Source organism: Halobiforma lacisalsi AJ5 (assembly GCF_000226975.2).
Lineage (GTDB): Archaea > Halobacteriota > Halobacteria > Halobacteriales > Natrialbaceae > Natronobacterium > Natronobacterium lacisalsi.
This window is the reverse complement of sequence record NZ_CP019285.1, coordinates 1,232,722-1,252,175: the sequence shown is the minus strand read 5'-3', so window position 1 is coordinate 1,252,175 and position 19,454 is coordinate 1,232,722. Positions and strand designations below refer to the sequence as shown.

The 19,454-nt window shown below is 67.1% G+C and carries 12 protein-coding genes; 8 read left to right on the top strand and 4 right to left on the bottom strand.

Annotation, left to right across the window (positions count from 1 at the left end):
• The first annotated feature begins 251 nt into the window (after nucleotides 1-251).
• From CHINAEXTREME_RS05890 to CHINAEXTREME_RS05855, 8 genes are read left to right on the top strand one after another with little or no spacing between them, the layout of a single operon-like run.
• The gene (locus CHINAEXTREME_RS05890; RefSeq protein ID WP_007141556.1) at nucleotides 252-1,544 is read left to right on the top strand and encodes an FtsZ/tubulin family protein; all 1,293 of its coding nucleotides are present in this window, start codon (nucleotides 252-254) and stop codon (nucleotides 1,542-1,544) included.
• Nucleotides 1,541-1,828: a hypothetical protein gene (locus tag CHINAEXTREME_RS05885; protein WP_238593354.1), complete on the top strand. Its 288-nt coding sequence runs from the start codon at nucleotides 1,541-1,543 to the stop codon at nucleotides 1,826-1,828. Before CHINAEXTREME_RS05890 ends, CHINAEXTREME_RS05885 begins: the two co-directional genes overlap by 4 nt.
• Nucleotides 1,825-2,922 carry a hypothetical protein gene (locus CHINAEXTREME_RS05880; RefSeq protein ID WP_007141554.1) on the top strand — a complete coding sequence of 366 codons (1,098 nt, stop codon included), beginning with the start codon at nucleotides 1,825-1,827 and terminating at the stop codon, nucleotides 2,920-2,922. Before CHINAEXTREME_RS05885 ends, CHINAEXTREME_RS05880 begins: the two co-directional genes overlap by 4 nt.
• Complete coding sequence (locus CHINAEXTREME_RS05875; protein WP_007141553.1) at nucleotides 2,919-5,024, top strand: hypothetical protein; 2,106 nt, start codon at nucleotides 2,919-2,921, stop codon at nucleotides 5,022-5,024. Before CHINAEXTREME_RS05880 ends, CHINAEXTREME_RS05875 begins: the two co-directional genes overlap by 4 nt.
• Nucleotides 5,025-6,251 (top strand): FtsZ/tubulin family protein, encoded by a 1,227-nt coding sequence (locus CHINAEXTREME_RS05870; RefSeq protein ID WP_007141552.1) that lies wholly within the window; start codon nucleotides 5,025-5,027, stop codon nucleotides 6,249-6,251. It abuts the gene before it with no gap.
• A gap of 7 nt (nucleotides 6,252-6,258) precedes the next feature.
• Nucleotides 6,259-9,306, top strand: a complete 3,048-nt coding sequence (locus CHINAEXTREME_RS05865; protein WP_007141551.1) for a hypothetical protein — start codon at nucleotides 6,259-6,261, stop codon at nucleotides 9,304-9,306.
• A gap of 2 nt (nucleotides 9,307-9,308) precedes the next feature.
• A complete protein-coding gene (locus CHINAEXTREME_RS05860; protein WP_238593353.1) occupies nucleotides 9,309-10,340 on the top strand; it encodes a hypothetical protein in 1,032 nt (343 codons plus the stop codon).
• Entirely contained in the window at nucleotides 10,333-12,657 is a 2,325-nt protein-coding gene (locus CHINAEXTREME_RS05855; RefSeq protein WP_238593352.1) for a COG1361 family protein, read from the top strand. The genes CHINAEXTREME_RS05860 and CHINAEXTREME_RS05855 overlap by 8 nt, the downstream gene beginning before the upstream one ends.
• A gap of 138 nt (nucleotides 12,658-12,795) precedes the next feature.
• Here the strand turns inward: CHINAEXTREME_RS05855 and CHINAEXTREME_RS05850 are convergent, their stop codons facing one another.
• The 4 genes from CHINAEXTREME_RS05850 to CHINAEXTREME_RS05835 are packed head-to-tail and all read right to left on the bottom strand — an operon-like array spanning nucleotide 12,796 to nucleotide 19,440.
• Nucleotides 12,796-15,807 (bottom strand): COG1361 family protein, encoded by a 3,012-nt coding sequence (locus tag CHINAEXTREME_RS05850; RefSeq protein ID WP_238593351.1) that lies wholly within the window; start codon nucleotides 15,805-15,807, stop codon nucleotides 12,796-12,798.
• On the bottom strand, nucleotides 15,797-17,644 hold the full coding sequence (locus CHINAEXTREME_RS05845; RefSeq protein WP_007141547.1) for an ATP-binding protein: 1,848 nt from the start codon (nucleotides 17,642-17,644) through the stop codon (nucleotides 15,797-15,799). Before CHINAEXTREME_RS05845 ends, CHINAEXTREME_RS05850 begins: the two co-directional genes overlap by 11 nt.
• Entirely contained in the window at nucleotides 17,637-18,374 is a 738-nt protein-coding gene (locus CHINAEXTREME_RS05840) for a hypothetical protein (RefSeq protein ID WP_007141546.1), read from the bottom strand. Before CHINAEXTREME_RS05840 ends, CHINAEXTREME_RS05845 begins: the two co-directional genes overlap by 8 nt.
• A gap of 1 nt (nucleotide 18,375) precedes the next feature.
• The gene (locus CHINAEXTREME_RS05835; RefSeq protein WP_007141545.1) at nucleotides 18,376-19,440 is read right to left on the bottom strand and encodes a hypothetical protein; all 1,065 of its coding nucleotides are present in this window, start codon (nucleotides 19,438-19,440) and stop codon (nucleotides 18,376-18,378) included.
• Nucleotides 19,441-19,454: the final 14 nt, after the last annotated feature.

The following is a 19,454-nucleotide window of genomic DNA, read 5'->3' as shown; positions in this document are numbered from 1 at the left end:
CTGACACTATCCGGACGGCGTCATATCGACTCGTCTTATGTAAATCGAGAGCAGTATGGTAGTATTCGACACCCAGGACTCTATATCTTTACTAATTCGGCCACAAATAACGAGTAGAAGGGCGAATAAAACAGGATATCGACGAGGGCCAGTATCTTTATTACGCGGTACTCGAGTACTACCTACCGTCGGAAAATGTACCGTTTAGCGACTATTTTTCCGTATGAAATAAACAACGGGCTGATATTCACATGACGTACCTGTTCGTAGGGGCGGGACAGGCAGGGGGAGCGATCGTCGACGCGATCTTCGATCACACCGACGACTCGATGCTCGGGCTGTTCGAGTCGACCGACATCTCGACGCTCGGTCGGCCGCTGGTCTTCAACTCGACGATGCGGGACCTCCAGAACCTGTCCAACGTGCCTGTCGAGGATCAGTACGGCGTCGCAGAACAGCACGGCCTGGTGCAGGGAACCGAACCCGGGTTCGAGGAGATGGTCACCGGCGGGTTCGGGCGCAACCCGGCCGCCGCCGACGAGGTAATGAGCGATCACGCCTCGGAGCTACAGACGATCTTCGGGGAGAAATTCGACGGCGGCTACGAGACGGCCTACGCCGATGACGAGGGCGAGGGCGACGACGAGGAACCCGCCGTCGACCCCGGCCGATCGGACACGATCCAGTTCGCCTTCCTCTTTCTCGGACTCGGCGGCGGGACCGGCTGCGGGATCGGTCCCCACCTGGCTCGAGAGATCAAGGAGTTCACCGACGGTCGAACCAAGGTCGTCGCAGTCGCCGTTCTCCCGAACACCCGGAGTAACGCCGACGACGAGACCAACGCCGGCCGGCAGGCCTGGAACGCCCGTTATGGGCTCGACCGGCTCGAGGACGAGGTCGACGGGATCATCCTCGTAGACAACCAGCGGATCTCCTACCTCAACTCCGCCGGCGGCGAGTTCGGCGAGTACAACGAGTACGTGGCGACGGCGATCCACGACATGGTCGCCGGCCCGATGCTGAGCAGCGTCGACGCCAGCGAGGTCGACGGGGTCGACACCCCGGACATCGACGTCCAGGACATCGTGACGTCGCTATCCTTTGGCGTCGGTACTGACGAGTCGCGGCCGGGCTACGGCGCGATCGGGCGATCGGTGACGATGACCCGATCGCTCTCGGGCTACCTGTTGCCGTTCGTCGGCAAACGGGACGTAGACAGCGCGGCGCTGTCGCGGCTGTCAGCCTCCAAGCAGACGGTCGCGAACGCCGACGTCGAGGACGCACAGAAAGCGATCTCGCTGATCAGGGCACCGAGTTCGAACCTCGGGGCGGGCTCGTACAGCGTCGAGACGGGGACGGTCAAGGAGTTCCTCGAGCGCAGTTGCGGGCTGAACGAAGTGAACCTGGGCGTCGCGCTCAGCGACCGGAACCTCGCGTCGGTGACGACGCTTCTGACCTACCGGCGCGAGGATCTCGACCGACTCGAGGAGATCGAAGCCGCGGCGGACGCCTACGAACGGGAAACGGAGGAGTTGCTCGCATGATGCAGGGCTGGTCCCGAACGGTCACGCGGGCCGCGAGCGCGGCCGCAGCCCTCTGTCTCGGGATCGGTATCGCCGTCGCGACCGCCGCTGCCGGGACCGATGAATCGCCGGTCGGAACGGCGACCGACGTGACTGACAAGGCGATCACCACGGTCGAACTCGAGGGACAGGCCCTCGTGCTCGTCGGCGGTGGACTGCTGATCGGACTCGGCTTCGGCATCGTCGTCGCGAGCGGCCTCACATACTGGTACAAGAACAAGCAGATCGGGGGGAAGCTACGATGACGAGCGGAGGAACGCGAGCCTCGATCCTGATCGTGTTGGCAGTGCTGACGGTCGGTATCGTCGCCTTTGGCGGCAGCGCCGCGGCCGTCGAGGACCCCTGTGAGGGGTACGAGGCCGACGAGCGGACGGTCGTCGCCGTCGTCGATGGTGACGACGAGGCCGAAGACAAGGAAGTCACGCTCCACGCCGGATCGACGTTCGACCTCGTCTACTGCGAGGGTGACGAACCGGCGACCGGCGAGTGGCTCGACACGAGCGACACGACCGGCTTCGAGGCCGACCGCGACGCGGGGACGGTCGACGGAAGCTACGGGATCACCGTTACTGCCCCCGACGGCACGGAGACCGATCGGGTCGCGTTCCCCGAATACGTCGAGACCGACGAATTCGAGGACCGCCCCGACGGCGTCGAGGTCGTGATCGCCACGAGCGAGTACGCGACGAACGAGACGTTCGAGGGTGTCGACTGGGTTGCGGGGGCCGACGGACAGTACCATTTCCACGAGCGGAACTACGTCACGGCGAGCGAGAACCTCACGGCCGCCATCGCCGAGTTGAACGAGACGATCACCGCGATCGAGGACGACGGCGAGTTCGATCGCGATGACCTCGAGCAGGCGAACGAGACGCTGCGCGAACTCGAGAACCGACACGAGGACATGATCGATAACGAGACGAAACTGATCGACCACCTGAGAAGCGAGACGGCGGACGGGAACGCAACGGGAACGTTCGCCGCCATCGAGGCGATCGAAACCGAACGGGCGGACCGGGAAACCGCCCTCGAGGCCGCGACCGAGAACTACGGAACTGCCGTCGAAGAGAAGCGGGCCGAACCACAGTCGACGGTCAGGCTCTCGTTGCTCGGTTCGCTCGCCGGCGGATTGGTCGTCGGGACGGTTGCCGGGGCGGCAGTGCCGCTGATCGCTGCGAGACGCGTCGAGGAGAAGATGAAACTGAGCCGCGACGTCAGCTACGATCGCAAGGCGGCGCTGTTGCCGATGCTGATCGGTCTCCTGCTGGCTGTCGCCGGTATCGCCGTCTTCGCCGTCGTGATCGACGGCGGCACACAAGTTCTGGGGGTGATCGGATGAACGGGAACGCAAAGACCGCCGCGGGAATCGGCGGACTGGTCGTGCTCGCGGCGGCGATCGGGGCCGGCATCTTCGTCTGGTCCGGTTCCCAGGCCGCGACCTGGTTCGTTCTCGTCGGCATCCCGCTGGTCGTCGTAGTGGGCATCACGCTGTACGTTCGCGGCGTCGTCGCCCGAAGCGGTACCAGCGAACAGCAGTTCGTCCGTACCCGCGCCCGGTCGGTCGCCGAGGAGTTCCAGGAGTGCGTACGACGGGTGAACGACCTCGAGGCCGCCTATCCGAACTGGAGCCCCGGCGTGGACGCCCGCCTCGAGTCGATCGAGGGCGACTTCCGAACCGAGGGAGTCTCCTTCGACCTCGAGTCCGGCGCGTTCGACCTCGGGAAGGGCGTCAAAAGCGCCGACCTCCAGAAGTTCGAGCAGCTCTCGACGGAGATCGAGAGCGTCGAGGCGGAGATCGAATCGTCGTTCCGCGAGTTCGGCGCGGCCGAGCAGGAACGCGTCGACGACGCCCTCGAGCGGCTCGCGGAGGTCGACCTCGCGAGCGCCGATCGCGGCTCGTCTCCCGAACTCGATCCCGAGAAGGGAGCGACCGTGCCGGAGTGTCGAGACGCGATCGACGGCCTGCGATCGGACGCGACCGACGAGATCGAAACCGCGATCGGGACGGTCCGCGAGATGGGCCGGGGCGACGTCCGGCCGGACGACGCGGACGCCGTCGAACGCGACCTCGAGGACGCCGAGACCGCGCTCGAGCGGTACGAGTTCGGCACCGCAGTCGAGCGGATCCTCGAGGCTCGCGACCGACTTCGTGACCAGTTCTCGGGCTCCTTCGAGAGCGAGCGGGAGTCGCTGCTGGATCTGATCGATGCCGTCGACCGGGCGGACGTCGATGCCTACGTCGACGCCGAGTACGTCGACGACGTCGATCGCATCGAGTCCGAGGTGGAGTCGCTCGACTCCGCGCTCGACCTCGCGGAACTGAGCCGGCCGCGGGCCGACCTGCGCCGGACGTGTATCGACATGATCGCGACGATGGAACGCGACCTCGAGGACGACGTCCGAACGCTGCGGGAAGCGGACCTCCCGCCGGGGTACTACGCGGAGCCGGAGGTGGTCGGCGAGCGGTTCGTCGACGAACTCGAGGAGATCGACGACCTCGACGCGTTGGCCGACCGCTGGAGCGAGGTCGCGACCCAGCTTCGGGACGCCCTCGAGACGGCAAATACGAAGGCTGCGGTCGTCGACGCCTACGACGACGTCGCCGACACGATCGAGACGACCCTCGAGCGCGAAGGAGAGGTCACCGGCGACGACCTGCCGATGCGTCACGCCGACCAGTTCCTCGGCCTGTACTTCCGACGCAACGACGGCGTCGAGTTCGACCCCGACGTTCCCGTGCTCAGGCGCGGCGACGTCGAGACCTACGAACTCGCGGTCGAGGTGACCTACGAGCGCGGTGGCGACGTCCGGACCGCCACGCTCGAGTTGACCGACGGCTACGCGGCGACCGAGACCCTCGAGACGCGAATCGCCGGCACCGCGACGTTCCCGGACGTGCCGGCGGGGACACACACTCTCGCGGCCGATCCGGGCGACGAGGATTTCGCCCCCGTCGAGCGGGAAATTCGGGTCGACGGCGAGACGACGATCGACGTCGAGTTCGTCGAGCGCGGGCTTCGAGAGCAACTCTGTGAGGACGTCGATGCCGACATGGAGGAGGTCCTGCCGGAGATGCGACCCCGTCTCGGGGACCTGTTCGCCGACGAGGGATACGTTTCGACGGCGATGGACTTGCCCGTTCGGGACAGCCACGCACCGTGTCTCCTGGCAGCGTGGGCCGAGGAGACGGCCTACGACGTCTGTCGGGACGGCGACGACGTCGTCGTCTACGACCGCGAGCAACTCGAGCGGGAACTGACCAACGTCGTCCGGTACAACGTCGAGCCGGGCGACCGGCTGACCTTCGACGAACTCGAGCGGAACTTCCTGTCGGCGCCAGTTCCCGATTCGGTCGTCCGGGATGCGGTCGTGGCCGTCGACGCCGACGCGGACGTGGAGTACAGCGTGACGACCACCGAAACAGCGATCGAGGTACGATAAATGGCACGAACGGACACGTTTACGAGATGGAGCGTCATCGCCTCGGGAGAGGGTGGCGGACGAATCGCGTCGCAGTTTTTCGATCGAAGCGAGAATCCGGGGATCGACGACCGGATCCTGGTCATGAACACCAACCGCGCCGACCTCCGGAACACGATCGACCGGATGCAAGGCGGGATGGGGACCGACCGGGACGAAGACGAGATGATGGAATCCCACGCGCTGGAGTTCGGCTCCCAGCAGGGTGCGGGGAACTTCTTCCCGAACGGGGAGGCCTGCGCCCGCGAGGACCTCGATCGGATCGTCGAGAACATCAAGGAGTTCGGCACGACCGACGCGTTCATGCACGTCGCCACGCTCGGCGGCGGCACCGGGAACGGATCGATTCCCTACGTCGTCGATCAGTTCAAGAACGGCCTCGAGGATCTGAACGATAACGGGGCCTCGGAGCGGTGGATGGACAGCGTGATCCACACGGCCTTCGGCGTCTGGCCCTACTACTACGAGCAGCCCCAGCGACACTTCAACGCCGTCTGTGGTCTTTCCCGGCTGCTTCGAACCGGCGAGGGGGAGCAGAACGGCGACATGGTCCTGCTGGCGGCGAACTCCCACCTGGACGAGGAGGAGAACGGCAACGGCCGTCACTACGACTCCATCAACGACGCGATCATCACTGCGATCGACCTGATGATCGGCGCGGGCCGGGAGACGCGCAGCGTCATCGACGTGAAAGACTACGTCACGATCCCGTCCCAGATGGACGCCTACCACTTCACGCCAGCCGTCGCGACCGAACTCAACGGAAACGTCTACGAACTCGAGTACATGCTCGATCAGGCCGCCGAGAACACCTACGTCCCGATGGATGTCGGCACGACCCAGGCGGCCTACGCGATCGTACGGGCTCCCGAGAGCATGATCGAGAACGACGAGATCACCGAACCCGACGTCTACGGTGCGTTCCGCGACTGGACGGGGAAACACGACATCAACGTCGCCGGCCAGGCCAGCCTCACCCCCAAACGAGGTCGGGGAAGCGACATCGACGTCCTGCTGTTGCTCGGCGGGTTCGACCTGAACCCGCTGCTCGAGCACTCATGGGACGAGTTCGAGATGCTCGGCGACAGCCTCGCCGGGCAGGGTCGCGGCGAGGGCGACCTCTCGCGGGCGGAACTGGATCGCATCGTCGACAACCTCGAGTCGTACGTGGAGCGGAACGCGGAGTGATGCAGACATGGTAGGATACGAACGCAATCGACGCCGGGACTCCCCGCCCGACGGTCGCGCCACGACCGTGAGACGGGTCCTCGTCGCACTCGCGCTCGTCGCGGCACTCGCGCTCGGCGGTGCGGTCGTCGCGGACGTCGCGGCGGCCGACGAAGACGGGAACGAGAACGAAAACGAGGACGGCGAGGCCGCCCTCGAGGTCGACCTCGAGCGCGAGGGTCACGACCTCATCGTGACCCTGTCCGAGTCCGGGGTCGACTCCCTCGAAGAGGTCCGCATCGACGTAGAGGACGCCGACGTCGCGTACGCGGAAGAGGTCGGCGAAAACGAAAGTCGAACCGAGTTCGCGTTCGACGTCACCGATCCCGACGAGGGGGACGCCGCCGGGGTCTCGTTGACGAACGCGAACGTCACCGTCTCGGTCACCGGTGACGGCGAGACGGCGTCGGCCGACCACGAAGGAGTCCCGCTTCACGCCGTGACCGTCTCGGACGATCTACCCGTGTGGACCGACGCGACCGACGACGAAGACGAAGACGAAGACGAAAACGAAAGCGAGAGCGACAAACTCCGCGTGCCGCTGAACGCCTCGGCGACGACCGGCGTCGCCGCCGGCGACACGGTCGCCGTCAGCGGAGAGAGCGGATCCGAGAGCGACTCGTTCCAGGGAACGATCCGCGGAAACGGCAGCCAACTCGAACTCGAGCGCGAAGGCGTCGCCGCGCTGGGTGCCGGCGAGCCGATCGAACTCGCGGTGCTGGCCGAGTCCGACGGGCCGGCTGTTTTCGAAGCTCCCGACGAGCCGATCGTCCTCGAGCCGGAACTCCGGTCGATCGACGACCGTCTCTCGCTGTGGTATCCCGGGCTCGAGACGGATCAGGAGTACGACGTGGTCGCGGAAGGGAGCGACGGACGGTACGTCGCTACCGTGGAACCGAACCGACCCGGCGTCCTCGGACTCTCCTCGCTGTCACCGCAGGGGAGTATCGACGTCGAGGTCGTCGCCGCGAACGACGCCGGTGACCTCGAGATCGACGAGTCACTCGAGTACGACGGGCCGTTCGGCCTTACGGCGGTGGCGGACGGTTCGACGCTCTCGTTCGACGAAGCGGCGGCCGACCTCGAGGTTACCGGTGCCGTCCTCGAACCGAACGACAGCACGGCCCACACGGTCGGGGTCGACGGCATGGACGAGGAAGGGACGCTCGAACTCGACCTCGAGTCCGCTGGGATCGACTCCATCGGCGAGGACGACACCGTGCTCGTTCAGACCGTCGCCGGAACGGCGACGGTCGAACTCGTCGAACCGGACACCGCGGACACCGACGAGGCAGGGATGGTCACGCAGGCGATCGTCGTCGGAACGATCGGGTCGCCGGTGGTGCTATCGCTCGTCCTCGGACTCGGAATCGGCATAGCAGGGGTCCGCATCGGCGGGCAACCGACGACGGCGAAGGTCGCCCTCTCGGCGCTGACCACGTTCTGTCTGGCGCTCGCGGGGACCATCGGCGTGCTCTACGTCACCGGGAACGTCTTTCCGATCGATCCGGTCATCCACGGCGTCGGGGCAGGCGGCGTCCTCCTCGGAACCGCCGTCGCGCCGCTTTCGTACGCTCTGCTTGGCAACCGCTCGAGCGGAGCCGACGTGACTCCCGGCTTCACCGCCGATGTGACGATCAGTGACGGGAGCGGGAAACTCACCGGTCAGGCGACCGTCCACTACCGCGAGGCGGGCGACGGCGACCGGAACGGCTCCTCGACCATCGTCGGCGGGAGCGGTACCGTTTCCCTGCCCGATCGGGGAACGTGGGAACTGATCGCCAAGCACGGCTCCGAAACGTCGGACGTCGAAACGGTCAGCCGACGCAATTCGAGTGCGGTGTTGACCGTCACCTCCGAGACGACGCTCACCGTCGTCGATGCATCGGACCGCGACCCGGTTCCCGGAGCGACAGTCCGCACGGCCGACGGCGCCTCGAAGACGACCGGCAAGCGGGGCACGGTGACGATCGAACCGCCGAACGACGGCTCGAGTTCCGGGGTCGAAGTCGAGATCGGGCACGAAGCGAACAAGTACGAGAGTCGGACGAAGACCGTCCGGTTCGGTCGCAACGACGACCGCACGGTCGAACTCGAGCCTCGAACCGGCCGGGTGAAGATCGTCTCTCGGATCGACGGCGTCGCGACCGAGTCGATGGCGCTTCGGGTCACGCCCGAGGACAGCGAGCGGTTCCTCCAGCAACGCTCGAAGGGCTTCCGGACGACGACCGGGCGCAACGGGACTGCGACCCGCGACGACGTGATGGCCGGTCGGTACCGCGTCGAGGTTCCCTCGCCCGGCGACCGTTCGGACCTCTTTGCCGGCGGCGAGGCCGACCTCGTCGTCCGCGAGAACGGAACGGCGACGGCCGAGGTCGACGCCCGCTTCACCTGGTCGCTCTCCCAGGGCCAGCGCGACCGGATCGCCGACGTCCGGCGCGACCTCGAGTCGCTCGCGGCCCAGTCGGGCCGGGATACGTCGATCCCCGAGTACTACGCGTCGGTCGTCGAGTCGATGCTCGAGACCGTCGAGTCGATGCCCGACGCCGGTCACCTGTTCGTCGGCGGCGACCACGACCCTGACGCGGTCGCGGACGCGATCCTCGAGGCCGCCGCGGAGACGACCGAGGCGATCAACGATGCGATGACGACCAAGCGCAACGTCGACCTCTTTGCCGCCTGTGCTGACATGCCGGACGCCGGCGTCCGGTGGCGCGGCGAGTACGACCTCGCCGAGTTGCTCGATCGCCTCAGTGACGATCCGACGAGCCAGCGGAACCGACTCAAACAACGCTACGAGGACGTCGCTGGGCAGATCGAGGACGCCCGGCGGGACGTCTCCGAGATCGCGCCGGCCCGAGAGATGCACAACCGCGCCTGGGATCTGGTCGGCGACGCCGATCGGGGAGACCAGGCGATCGTCACCGCCTACGCGTCCCTGCTCGTGCTCGATGCGGTCGAACAGTTGTTCGAGCACGACTCCCTCCGCGAACGACTGTCACGGACGGTGTTCTAGAGATGAGATCGAGACCGACACTGACGACGACAACACCGGGCGCCGACGCTCGAGCGGTGATCCTCGTCGCGATCGTCGCCGTTTCAGCGGTCGCGGCCGCGCCGCTTTTCGCGGGGGCCGCCGCGGCGGACGAGCCCGAAACGGCCGACGACTACTTCGAGGAGTTCCGGGCGATGGAGGGCACCGAGGCCTACGAGGAGTACGACGAGTTCGAGACGATTCGGACCTTCGCCGTGACCCAGGTACAGGAGACCGGCACCCTCGACGACGACGAGCGCGCGCAACTCGAGGCCGCGCGCGCCGCGATGGTAGCGTTCGATCGAGCGTACCGCCACGCCGAGGACGGCGACTACGAGGAGAGCCTGGAGTACGCGGAGGAGACTGACGCACACATCGCCGACTTAGAGGAGTACGAACAGACCCAGGCGACGCTCGCCGACCTCGCGGTAACGCGGTTCTACGAGGGGCTTGCCGACGGCCTCTACGACGAGGCCGAGGCGGCCGAGCGGACCCCCGACCGGCTCGAGTTGCTCTCGCTGACCGCGACGGCCTACGAACGGGCGAACATGCCGGACGAGGCCGCGGAGTTCAACCTCCAGGTCCAGCAAGAGACCGCGGCCTACGAGGCCGCTCTCGCGGAGATGGACGACGCCGAAGCCGACGCCGAGGCATTCTTCGACGACTGCGGGGACTGCAACGACGTCGGCAGCGCTGTCGCCGGCGCGCCGAACGTCCTCGGGACGTTCGAGCAGTACCAGGAGGTACGAACGGTCGACGACGCGGTGGCCGACGCTCGAGCGGAGGCAACGTTCCACGGGCTCGAGGACCGCGAGGAGGCGCTCGCGACGCTCGACGACGAAACGAGTGACGCTCGCCTGTCGCTGGCGATTGCGTCGGCGTCGGTGCTCGTAGGGTACGGCGTGATCGTCGGACTGTTGGGGACGATCCTGCTGGGGCGGATCTTCGCATGGCAACGGACCTACGAACGGGCGCAGGTCGGGTCCGTCGTGACGGTGGGTGATGGGGATGTCTAGGCGCAGTGTGGCACTGCTGGTGCTCGCAGTAGTGGTCGGGTTGACGATGGTGCCGGCCGCACAGGCGGCATCCGTCAGCAGTGCGAGCGCCGAAGACGTGGAGGTGATGGCCGGAGAAACGGGCGAGACCACGGTCACGGTCTGGACGAGCGGGACCGAAGAGGAACAGGACGTCGACGCGACGATCTCCGTCGACGACGGCGGACAGCCGTTCGACGTCGAGGAGACGACCGTGACGATCCCGCCGGGCGATTCCGAGAGCGTCGATCTCGACGTCGACGTCGACGACGACGCCGACCCCGGCACGTACACAGTCTACGGTGATGCCAACGGTGTATCGTTCGACTTCACCGTCACCGTCGAAGCCCAGCCACCGACTCCGGATTTCGAGGACGATCCCCTGGACGCCGGCGACCTGCTCGTCGGCGAAACCGCGAGCGGGGAAGTCGTCATCGAGGAGGTCGGCGGCGATACCGGCCTCGAGGGCGTCGAGTGGCGGATCGTGGACGACGATCCGGACGCCACGCTCGAGTTGAACGACATGGACGGCAGTAGCTGGGGCGAAGGCAGCGTCCAGACCGGTCCGGGCGGCGAGGATACCGCCGAGTGGCAGATCACGGTCGACGAGGACGTCGATCAACACGAGTCGCTGTCCTGGACCGTCGAACTCGAGGATGCACGATACGAGTACGACGAGACCCGCCAGGTCGACGTCGAGGCTCGAGTCATCTACCCCGGCTACTTCGGCGAACTCGAGTTCGACGATCCGATGGTGTTCGACGAGCCACGGGACGAAACCGACGAGATCACCGAGACGATCGAACTCGAGGTGCCAAACGACGGCGACCAGCCGCTCGACGTCAGCAGCGTCTCCGCCTCGGCCTCGAGCTGGGACATCTCGGTCGACACCCAGAACGTTCCGGACGAGATCGATGCCCGGTCGACCGAGACGGTCGACGTCGTCGTCACGGCGAGTACCGGCCTCTCCGAGGGAGACTACGACTTCTCGGCGACCGCGAGCGCGTCCGATTACTCGGTCGAAAGCGGGAGCTACGACGGGGACCTCGAGATCGTCCACGACACGCGGATTGCGGTCGAAAGCGTCTCACTCGGCGACGTACCGATCGGCGAGGGCGAACGAGTCACCGCCACCGTCGAAGAGGAACTCGGCTACAACGACATCTACGACCTCGAGATGACGCTCGAGGACGGCCCGGACGACTGGCTCACCGTCCAGAGCGCGCCGGGCGGTCTCCTCGCGGGCGAGTCGGATACGGTCAGGTTCGCACTCGAGTTCGACACCGACGCGGAACTCGGGACGAACTACAAGTGGACCTACGAATTCGACAGCGACGACGCCGAGAGCGAACGGATGACTATCGTCGCCGCACCCGTCCCGCTCGACCTCGATCCGATCCGGGACGATCTCTCCGGACACGACGGCCTCGTCGCCGACGGGACCCTCGAGATGGTCGAGACGATGGATTCCCAGATGCGATCCGGGGAAGCCGACGGCGACGACGTCTCGACGATTCTGACCTTCGGCAGCGCGTCGACGCTCTATCTGGATGCGTCGGAGGAAGCGACGGCCCTGCTCGAGGACGGCCAGTACGACGAGGCCCAGGCCGAGATCGTACAGGCCTCGGCCGCGTACAACACGATGACGCTGTACGCGGAGCGTCTCGAAGGCGACGAACTCCGGGCCGACAGCGACGAGGTCCTCGCAACCGCAGAGGACGACCTGACAGGGCTGATCGACGAACAGGAGGCCTACTACGAGCAACAACTCGAGTCGGGCGATCTCTCCCTGCTCGAGGAGGCGACGATCCAGCGGGACCTCGCACGGGTCGTCCTGCTACAGGGCGACGAAGAGCGAGCGGCTGAACTCGAGAGCGACGCCGAGGCCGCGTTCGAAGACTACTCCGAGGCAGTCGCCACGGGCGAGAGCGCCGCCCAGGAGGCCGACGAGGTCTGGGAGTCGATGGAGTCCGAGCAGTTCGTTACCGTCCTCGGGCAACCGCTGCTCCTGAATCCGGCCGAGTACGACACCGTCACGGACAGGACCGCGGCGCTGCACGAGTCGTACGACGAGGCGGTCGCCGCGTTCGAGGACGCGGGCGAGTCGAGTCGTGCCGAAGCGGTGGCCGCCGAACACGAGACCCGTGCCAGCGCGCTCGAGACGGCCCGACTCTCGCTGTTCCTCGCGATCGGGGTCTACGGGCTGGTCGCGGCGGCGATCGTCACGCGAACCGCTCGACGGATGTACTGGTACCTCCAGGACGCCCGCGAGTCGGTGGCCGGCGATTTCCTCGTGTAGCACCGGCTTCCGAACTCTCTATCCTCGGATTTTCGACCACTCCCTCCCGATATCGGTCGGTCTTACAGACTGTACTACGACAACGAGCCGAGCGAAAAACGGGGGGCGCGAGTTGGACGACCGTACCGGGAACCGGCCTCAGTTACCCCGGCGAAGCGGCGTCGACAGCGACGACGGGAGTTCGGGAACCGACGGCGTCGCCCCCGAATCGGGGGCCGACGACTCCGCGCTCTCGAGTCGTTCGACCGACCACGCCTCGAGGTGGTCGTCGGTCCAGGCGTCCTCGTCTGCGACGGCCGGGCCCGACGCCCGGATGGTGTACTCCCGTTCGGCACCGTCGACGGCGTAGCTCACCACTGCCTCGAAGGTGGGGTCCTCGATGCCGGCCTCGAGATCGACGAAGTGTTCGATCCAGTCGCCGGCAGCGAGTCGCTCGCGGCGGGCCTCCGAGTAGAACATCTCGTTGATCGGATCGCCCTCGGCCGAGACGGAGACGTCCGACAGCGCGCGATCGCTCTCGTTCTCGAAGACGAGGACGACGGAGCCGTACTCGCCTGCAGCCTGGGTTTCCGGGCCGATTTCGACGGCGAGCGGCCGTTCGTCGAGGAGATCGTCCCCACCCTCGCCACCGGCGGCCGCGCCGTCACCAGCGGCCTCGAGCGGGGCAACCGTCGCCAGCGCGTCGATCGTCTCCTCTTCCCCATCGGCGTACCGGACGGCGATCGAGAGGGGAGCGGCCTCGCCCTCTCCCAGCGCTTCTAACTGCCCGTCGGGAGCGACGGAAGCTGCCACGGTCGTCGTTTCGCCGGCCTCGAGTCGCTCGCCAAGCGATTCCGGGCGGGGTGCGTCGGCGAGTTCGAGCCCCAGCACCCGACAGTCCCGATCGTCGCGGTTCACCAGGTCGGCAGCCACCGTCCCCTCGTCCGGGTCCACCGCGGCCTTGACGGCGATACCTCCCACGGACGCCTCGAGACGGCGGTCTGGGAGACGGTCGACGACCGCGTCCCCCACCTCGATCTCCACCGACGGTAGCACGACGCCGTCCGGGGAGACGACGCCTACCGCCCGCTCGAGGGGCACCGTCTCGCCGGCGGGGAGGGTACCGACCCGGCGTTGATCGTCACCGACTGCAACGACGACGTCTTCGGCGGGACCGTCGCCCTCGTTTCGCAGGACGATCCGATCGCGGACCGCGTGGCCGATCGCTGGCTCGGCATCGGGGACGCGACGCGTCGCCGAGAGAGCCGGTGATCCGGTCGTGTCGGAAGCCGATCGGTCGTCGCCATCGTCGGCCGCCGGAATCGATCCGTCGTCGGCCGGAGAACGGGACTCGTCCCGCGTTCGTGATCCCGTTTCTGACGGGTCCGAGCGAGCGGTGTCGTCGGTCGCCTCGCTGCGGGGACGGGACTCGGATCGGGACTCGGTTCCACTATCGGTGCCGGATCGGGATCGAGATTGGGAACGGGAAGGGGACTGCGAACGTGAACGCGACTGGGACCCCGCTCCCGACACCGACCGGCTACTCGAACGCGACGGCGTCGAGAACGGACCCGAATCCGACAGCCGGATCCGCTCGTCGATCCCGAGCGCGTCGAAGCCAATGCGGGCCGTCCCCTCCTCGTACTGGGGCACGACCAGCAGCAGTTCGTCGCCGTCGATCGTCACCGGCGACCGGACGCGTCCGGCTCCGGGCATCTCGATGACCAGGCGATCGGACAGCGTCACGTCCCCCTCGAGCCCGACGGTCGCCCGAAGCGCGTCCCGACCGGATTCCAGATCGATCGTCGGGGCGGACGGGAGCGTACACGTCGGTGCGTACTCCCGACGCCGATCCCCGCGAGCGACCTCGAGCCCGACCGAGACGCGGCGCTCGGGCTCGTAGGGACGAGTCACGGTCCCCGTCCAGGTTTCGCCGGCCGGGAGTTCGCCCGTTCCGGCCTCCGTCTCGAGCAACGTGACGCTATCGAGCGAAACCCCGCCGACGTTCTCGACTGCGACCTCGAGTTCGGCGACGCCGTCCTCGATCGTGCGCGTCTCGAGGGCCGTTTCGACGGCGATGCCGCCGCTGGCGGCGTCCTCGACGGTGATCGACGCCTCGTGAGCGACGGAGCCGTCGACCGCGATCGCCAGGTCCGCGTCCCCCTCCGCGCGGACCGACGACACCGGAAAGTCGACGATTTCGGTCCCGCCGGGGTCTACACTGACGGTTCGATCGCTCGGCGAGAGCGAACAACCCGTGACGTCGACGGCGAGCGAGGCGGTTCGCTCCCGATCGGTCTGGTTCGTCACCTCGACGTCGATCGTCCCGCCGACGCCGACCGAGTCCGTCGCGACGGCAAGCGCTAGCTGATCGCCCGCGTGGACGTGCGTCGAGACCGTCCCCTCGCGCACGGAGCAGACGATCCCCCCGTCCGGCGTCGCGTACGGCGCGCCGTTCGGGAGGTCACCGACGGGTTCGGTCGCCCCGTCAGCACCGACTGCGCGCGTGCCCGCGGCCGTTCCGACGAGCACGGATCCCTCGCCGACCGGGGCGACGTGGGTCGCCTCGAGTTCCGTCCGCCAGCGGAGTTCCCCGGTTCCGGCCTGGAGTCCCACGAGCTGGTCGCTTTGCAAGGCGGCGACGATGACGTCGTCACAGCGGCCGACGCTGCGGATCACCGCCGAGAGGTCGCGGTCGAAGTCGACCTCGCCCTCGAGGTCGACGTGCGTGAGGAACGACCAGGTGGCGATCAGGAAGCCGGTCGGCACTGCGAGCAGTTCGTCGTCGCGGCCGCCGGGGCGGGTTCGGTCGACGTCGAACCGTTGTCGTCCGGTCGCGATCTCGACGGCACGGAGGCGATCCGGTCCGAGCACCCCGCAGATCCCGGCGTCGGGAACGGCGGCGATCGCGTGTGCGTCGCCGATTCCCTGGCTCCAGAGCCGGTCGCCGTCCCGGGAGTAGGTCGTCAGGTCCCCGGACGAGAGGACGACCACCCGATCGGCGACGGCGACGTCGTCGATCCGGTCGCCGTGGTCGATCGCGGTCGACCGGCTCCCCTCGACGACCTCGACGCGAGTGCCGATCCCGAGGGCGATCGCTCCGCGGCCGACCCCGACTGCGTCGACTCGACCGCTCTCGAAGGAGCCGACCTGACGGTAGCTATCGGCCATCGGAGCCACCTCCGTCGTCGCCGGTATCGCCGGTATCGCCGTCAGCACCGAACTCGAACGCGCCGTCGTCCGCGGTGCCCGACTCGTCGGTACCGCCGTCGGCGCCGACGGCCGAACTCGAGCCCCCGGCCCCGCTCTCGCCTCCGTCACCGTCACCGTCACCGTCACCGTCACCGCCATCACCATCACCGTCACCGTCACCGTCGTTAGCGCCACCGCCATCCGCGTTCGACTCCGAAGCGTTCGCCCCCGCCTCGAGCAACGTCTCGAGCGAGGACGGCCCCGACCCCGGTCCCAGTCGCATTCCCAGACGCTCGGCCTGCTCCTCGACGTACCGGCGCAGTTCCGGATACCCCTCGAGGTCGTCGATCTGGGTCCGGACGCTGGCGACGTACTGGCGAATCGTCTTCGGGTCGGTCCCCTCGAGCCGCTCGAGGAAGTAGTCGGTGTTCGGCTCGATCGGCTCCCTGTCCGGCTGGTAGACGCTCTCGACGAACTCCCGCTGCAGTTCGCTGCCGAGGACGCGGTCGGCGATCTCTGCCGGCGTGTACCCCTTCGAGGCTTCGCCGAGGCGGTCGTAATCGATCCCCTCGGTGCCGGACATCTCGGAGAGGTGTTTGCGCCAGACCTCGGCCATCACCTCCTCGTTGGGCTGGGGAATGAACTGCTGGATCGGGAACCGGCGAGTAGCTGCCGGATCGATGGTGAAGGGCATGTTCGTCGCCCCGATCACGAGCAGGTTGTCCTCGATCTCGTTCATCTCCTGGAGGAAGGCGTTGGTCAGCGACCGCTCGTGGCGTTGCAGGGAGTCGTCACCCCGATCCGGAATGAGGGTGTCGACCTCGTCGAAGAAGAGGACCGCGAACCCCTCCTGGGCGATCCCGTGGGCCTTCTCGAAGATCGCCTCGACGCGTTTCTCGGACTCGCCGGAGTACTTCGAGAGGACGTCACTGCCCTTGATCTCGAGGAACTTCACCTCACCGTAGCTGTCCTCGATGTTCGAGTTGTACTTCGCCTCGTAGGCGATCGCCTCCGAGATGAGGGTCTTCCCACAGCCAGGCGGCCCGTACAGCAGCATGCTGTTGCCCCGCGAGGCGAACTCGTCGCCGTACCGCTCGACGACCTCGTCGCGAACGTCCGGATCGAACAGCGCGAGCAGGTTCTCCGCCGTTCGCTTGACCTCCGGGAGTCCGGCGACGTCCTCCTCGAAGCTGACGGTCGGTTTCTTCGGCTCGAGCGACACCTGCACCTCCTCCTCGTCGCCGGCCGCCTCCTCCGGGCCGCCGGGTCCCGGCGCGCCGGGGCCGTGGCTCGCCGCGTTTCGCGTCGCTCGCAGTTCCCGCAGTTCGCCGGCGTCGATGAACTCGAGGTCGGTGTTGTGGGTTACACGGAGCGTGTTGTACCCCGTCGGCTCCATCGCCGCGACCTCGAAGGTCGCGAGTTCGTCGCTGTTGGCCTTGGGGACGACCTCCTCCATCGGGTGCAGCAGGTAGTCGTTCTCCCGGAGGAACGGCTCGAGCTCGTCGGGCGGCACCTCGCTGGTGTGGATCTTCGCGGCCGAACACTCGACGACGTCGCGTTTCGCCGCGTCGGGGTCGACGAGGAAGTCCTTCCCCCGGTCGATCCCCCCGAACACCGTCTTGACGTTCTGGTGCATCCGGACCTTGTTACCGATCCCGTCGACGATCGAGTCGTCGACGGGGTCGACGTAGAAGAACGCCCGCCTGTCGTTGTGGCGAATCTCGACGATGTCGGTGTTCGGTCCGACCTTCTTGGCTCCGATCTTGATGCGTGACGTCGGCTGGTCTCGTTTCAGTATTGGTGTCAGGTTAAGCATTGTCGTCACTCCGTGTCTGGGACCGAGTCCGTTGCTGTGGTCGCAGTTGCGTCGCGGCTCGCTCGACCGTCGTGAGCAGTTCGCCCTGGCGGTGGTCGGTCCGCTCACGGACGTACCGTGCATCCGCGTCGGCCCGCTGTACGACCAGTGCGAGCGTCTCGAGCATCTCGACGACCGCCTCGCAGCCGGTCACGAGCGTCCCGTTCCCACCCGCTGCCCGCACCCGGCGTACGATCCGCCTGAAGTCCTCGAGAGCATCCTCGACGCGGTCGATCAGGGCCTCGATGACCGGCCGCCAGTTACGGGCGTACGGGACGGCCGACGAGAGCGGCACGACCACGCGAGAACCGACCGTCTCGAACCGGCTCGCGTCCGCGATGCGGTCGGCGACTGCGGGGTCGAAGGCCTCGAGTGTCACCTCGTCGTGCTCGTCGCCGACCTCGAGGACGCGCCGAACGAGCGCGTCCTCGGTTCCGGTGTCGTCGGGAGACGACTCCCGGGAGCCGCCGTCCGGGTGGGGAACCCTCGAGTCGTTGCCGCGGCCGGCAACCTCGGGTCGCGGGGGAAACGGCGCACCGGCGCGCAGCAGTTCCGCGAGATCGACGAGCGCGCCCATCGCGACGTCGACCCGTCGCGACGGGTCGGGCCCCGACAGCGTCCGCAAGGAGAGCAGGTGCTCTCCCTGTTCGGCGACCCGGCCGACCCCTCGAAGCAACGAATCGGCGTGCATCCTACGACATCTCGAGTTCGCTCGTTTCCGTCTCCGCAGCCCCGTCGGCGTCGGTGACCTCCTCGCCGGCCGTCTGCTGGGCGGTCTCGCCGACGCTCTCGATGTTGCCGAGCACGTCGTCGACGACGCTGCCGACCTCGTGGTCCGGGGTCTCCTCGATCGCTTCCTCGATGCCGCCGACGCCGGCCAACTGGGTCGTCAGTTCGCCCATGTTGTCGACGATGTTCATCGCCTCGTCGGGGAACGTCTGCTTCTTCAGCGCCTGCGTGCGGACCTGTTCGCGCTTGTTCGCGAGCGTGCTCTTCGCGGACTCGAGCATCTCGATGTTGTCGGCCAGCCGAGCCGTGCCGCTCTCGACTTTCTCGGCCAGGTTCTCCTGGTCGGCCTCCTTCATCTTCTTGTGGTAGATCAGCTTCCGCTTGAGCTGCTGGAAGCGGTCCCGCTCGTCGGCCGGCAGCGTCGACGGATCCTCCGGAACGCCCGCCCCGTCGCCGAGGCTCCGGAGCTCCTGGGCAGTCTCCTCGAGGTGTTCGTCGATCTTGCCCGAGTCCTGATCGATGTCGTCCATCCGGTTCTCGAGTTTCTGTTTCGCGCTGTCGACCCGGTCGATCGTCTCGGTGATCTTCTCGACACAGGCGTCGATCGCCGCCGCCCAGTTGAGGATCATCCGACCGTTGATCTCGTCGGGGTTGTCGCTCGGATTCCGGAGCATGACGACCTGGCCGCCCTGGAGCTCGAGAATGTCCTCGGCTGCGAAGAACTCGAGGAGTGCTTCCGCCTGCTGTTCGCTGGTGACGATGTCACCCTCCTCGTCGCTGGCCGACGCGAGCGTCTCGATGGCACGGCGGCGGTCGATCCGGCCGTTGCCCTCCTTGAGCTCCATCGAACCGAGCAGGTCGGTCTTGATGATCGCCCGGACGGCCCGCTCCCACTCACCCTCGACGTCGTCGCCCTCGATCCAGCGGGCGTCGAGACGCACGGGGTCGTCGGTCTGGTTTACCGGGTCGGCGATCACGTACTCCTGTCCGTCGCTTTCGATCCGTTCGAATTCGTACTTTTGTGGCATAGTGGTAGTCGATG